Origin of the sequence: Faecalibacterium sp. An122 (assembly GCF_002160895.1) — a bacterium.
Taxonomy (GTDB): Bacteria; Bacillota; Clostridia; order Oscillospirales; family Ruminococcaceae; genus Faecalibacterium.
The window spans coordinates 1-3,593 of record NZ_NFLL01000060.1 but is presented as its reverse complement, the minus strand read 5'-3'; the positions used below and the strand labels follow the sequence as shown (position 1 = coordinate 3,593).

At 54.4% G+C, this 3,593-nt stretch carries 4 protein-coding genes; 1 reads left to right on the top strand and 3 read right to left on the bottom strand.

Annotated elements, in window-relative coordinates; translation table 11 throughout:
• The coding region (locus B5E67_RS15135) for a toprim domain-containing protein (protein WP_143405447.1) at window positions 1-1,139 on the bottom strand (1,139 nt) is incomplete at its 3' end.
• Window positions 1,140-1,227: 88 nt separating this feature from the next.
• Here B5E67_RS15135 and B5E67_RS15130 point away from each other — a divergent pair.
• Complete coding sequence (locus B5E67_RS15130) at window positions 1,228-1,563, top strand: hypothetical protein (protein WP_087385906.1); 336 nt, start codon at window positions 1,228-1,230, stop codon at window positions 1,561-1,563.
• A gap of 66 nt (window positions 1,564-1,629) precedes the next feature.
• On the opposite strand, the gene mobQ is transcribed toward B5E67_RS15130, so the two are convergent.
• Together mobQ and B5E67_RS15120 are read right to left on the bottom strand one after the other, a co-directional pair.
• The gene (gene mobQ / locus B5E67_RS15125) at window positions 1,630-3,141 is read right to left on the bottom strand and encodes a MobQ family relaxase (protein ID WP_087385908.1); all 1,512 of its coding nucleotides are present in this window, start codon (window positions 3,139-3,141) and stop codon (window positions 1,630-1,632) included.
• Between the two features lie 229 nt (window positions 3,142-3,370).
• Window positions 3,371-3,593: DUF3847 domain-containing protein (locus tag B5E67_RS15120; protein ID WP_143405446.1), on the bottom strand; the 223-nt coding region annotated here is incomplete at its 5' end.

Sequence of the window (3,593 nt, the reverse complement as noted above, 5' to 3'; positions counted from 1 at the left end):
TCCTCGGCGGTCTGGTAAATCACTTGGAATGGCGGCAAGGGCTTCATTCCCGGCAGCGTTCCCCCGGTGGTGCAGGCGGCGGCAAGGCGTAGGGCAAAGGTGGTCTTGCCCTCGCCGGGGTTGCCTTGCACAATGGTTACTTTCCCAAAGGGGATATACGGCTCCCATAGCCATTCAACGGTCTGTGTGTCCACCTCGCTCATGCGGATAATCTCAACGGTTTCTTCCTGCGGCGGCTCTTTCAAGCCGTAAACCGCTTCCCGGATATACTTCCCGTCTGTGATTTCTGCCCGGTGCTGCAATACCTCGTTCCAGTCCTTAAACAGCGGCACAAGGCGGTGGACGGTCAAGCCCTCCGGCACAAGCTCCGCAAGGCGGCTGCAAGCGTCGTTTCCGGCTTGGTCGCTGTCAAGGCAGAGGTAAACGGTCTTGATATTCGGGCGGTCAGAGAGGAAACGCAACAGGGCTTTTTCTCCCACGCCGCCCAATGACAAATAGCTCTGCTTCTGCCATGCCTTTTTGAACAGGCAGAGGAAAGAGAGCAGGTCAACGGGGGCTTCAAAGACAAAAAGCCTTTCGCCCTCGCCCCGGTAGCAGAAATTAAAGGCTTTGTCGCTGCCTTTCACATCAAGCCGGAAGTTTCCCACCGTTCCCTTGCTGTGGGCGTAGCGCGGTATTCCGTCCTCGTCCCGCCCCACAAATACGGCGTTGTGGTGGGCTGCGTCCTCGTAAATATCGCCGCGGGCAAAGAAAAAGCCCGTCACATCTTCATCAATGCGGCGGGCTGCTGTGAGGTAGTTCCTCGCTGTTCGGTTGTCGCTGTTTGGGGGCGGTAGCCGGAAGTTGGATAGGGACGCGGGGCAAGGTCTGTCCGGCGGCGGTGCGGCTCCCTTTTCTCCTGTGAGAAGTTCTACGGCTTCGGTGAAGCTCCTGCCGAAAAACTCCATGACAAAATCAACGGGGCCGCCGCCCTTGCTCTGGCTGTGCCTGTACCACTTGTTTCCCCGGACGGTCAAGCTGTCGTGCCGTTTCCAGCGGTATTCATTCCCAGCGCGGGTAAGCTGCTCGCCCTGTGATTGCAGGAAAGAAACAAGGTCGGCTTGGTTCGCCCGGTCTATCTGGTCTTGGGTGTAATACATGGTTGATACCTCGCTTTCTGTGGTTGAATTGTTCATAGACTTTCGATAAAATAGAAATAACAATTTTAGTTTGTAGGGGGGCAGCAAAATGTCAAAGAGAAAAGTTGTAATAGTATCTGCTGCGCTTATCTCCGTTGTACTCATTTCACTTGTTTTCTACTTCACCCTTAGAACACCGATTATTGGTATCATAAAAGGGGCTGAAAATGAGATAATAGAAATTGATGGGATTACATACATTGTAGATGACTTGGCAGAAAATGGAGCAAATTCATATTCCTCTGCTGACCGAGGAAATTTCATCGGCGTGGTAAGTAACGGGGATATAACTATGCGCGTATATACTGTAAACGGTGATAGCAACGGAGATTTCATCTATGCTCTCTGGGATTGGGAAGGGAACTTTTATGTCCGTAAGGATTAAATCAGCTTCCCATTTATCGGGGAGTTCATAGGACGGGCAAGCCGGACAGCTTGCCCGTCCTTTTCTTTATCGCTCCTGTTCGTGCCGCTTGGCGCGGGTCAGCTCCGGCTGGTCGGCGCGGAGTGCAATATCCACGCACCTGCGGATTTTTTGAAGCTCGGCAACCTCGGCGCGGGTTTCTTTCAGCTTGGTATATTCCGCTGTCCTCTGTCCGCTGAGGGTGGCATACTCTTTTTCCCATTCAGAAATAGGCAAGGGGGGCTTTGTCCCTTTTGGCAGATTTGCATGGAGATAGCGGCTCGCTGCGTTCCATAGCGTAAGCTCGGCGCGGTGGGCTTCCTCGTACTTGTCGCGCTTATTCGTCCAGCCGTTTTTCAGCTTTTTCAGCTCGTCGTGAATGGGCTTGTACTCGGTGTAGTTCTTCCCGTATTCAATCAGCTTTTGCAGTTCTTTCATGCGCTTCTCGGCGGTTTTCATTCCCGCCCGGATAGCGTCGGCTTGGTCGCTGACAGAGGAAAGGGCAGCGTCCAGCTCCGCAAGGGTGGAAATGCCATGCTCGGAAAGATAGCTGACCGCCTTTGCAACGGTTTTCAGTTCATCGGCTGTGTGCTGCCTTTGCCAATACTGCGAATACTTCCGGCTCTTTTCCCTCTGAACGCTCATATACTTTATCAGCAGATTTGCAAGGCCGGGGGATTGCGGGGGCTGCTCCGGGGCGGTTTCCCGCGCCTTGAACAGTTCGCCAATCCATTCTTTGAGCTTTCCAATCTGCGCCCGGATTTCCCGGATAAGGCGGTTTGTCTTTTGGATATTCCGGTTCAGCTCGCCTTTCTCGGTGGCTATGCCTTTCTTCTCCATTTGACAGGCCGCTACGCCCATGTGGACGGTGGGCAGCTCGTCAATGCCGCGCTCGGCGTTGCTGCGGTGGTCGATACGCTCCGGGGTTCCGGCGCGTTCAAGGCAGGCGTTTGAAATATCCGCCCATGCCTTACGCCACAAAAGCGCGTTGCCCTTGTCGTTCCAGCCGGTAAGGTCAACTTTGTGTGTCTTGTATCTGCCGCTTGGTAAGCGTATGCGCTCGCCGTTTTCGTCAAGGTCATATTCCTTTTTGGACTTCGCCGCCCATGCGCCGCGCTCGTCAAGGGGGCGCATGGTAAGCATGATATGACAATGGGGGTTGCCGCTGTCGGTGTCGTGAATGGCAAAATCAACGCACATTCCTCTGGAAACAAATTGAGAGGAACAGTATTCCCGGACAAGCCGGATCTGTTCCTCTCTGGATAATTCTATGGGGAGTGCTGCGTCAATCTCTCTGGCAAGCTGGGCGTTCCCGGCTTTCTCGTAAAGCTCCACACTGTTCCACAAGGTTGAACGGTCAGAGAAAGAGGGCGGGGCATGGGAAGGCAGCATGATTTCTGTATGGACAACGCCGCGCTTGCGGGTGTAGTCATGGGTCATTCCGTCCCACTCGTTTGTGATTTTCTCGCCGCTTCGGTAGGCGGCTGCGGCAACGGCTGACTTGCCTTTTCCACGGCTGACTATGCCGATGTTACAATGGTAAATGGCTATGGGTATCACCTCCCGGATAGGATAATAAAACCCGCAAAAATAGTACAGACGCCGGGGCGGGTGTACTGTTTTTGTGGGTGTGCAGGGATAGCCGCGAAGCGGCGCAAGGGGTGCAGCCCCTTGTTGCGGCAAAGCCGCCATATCGGAGCGCGGGGAAAGTTCCCTGTGCGGAGATAAGCCCTCGGCAGAGCGCACACGCCCGCAAGGGTGTATAAGTGCGCCCTTTGTTCCAAAGGGATTATTCCGCGTTCCCGTCCCCGGCTCGTTTTTTCAGATATTCCCGCGCTGGTTCACTCGTCAAGGCAAGCCGGAGAAGTGCTGTGGCTTCCTCGTCGGTCATGTTCTTTGCTTCTGGCACAATGCTCTCAAAGACCGCACCCCGGACGATCAGCCGATGGCTGCGCGTCCTGCGTTCCTCTTGGGATAACTTTTGCCGCAACACCTTTTCCCGATTTTCAAGC

What these genes read in the sequence shown, in the direction of transcription:
- B5E67_RS15130 (WP_087385906.1), top strand. Translation starts at nt 1,228, where the DNA reads ATGTCAAAGAGAAAAGTTGTAATAGTATCTGCTGCGCTTATCTCCGTT.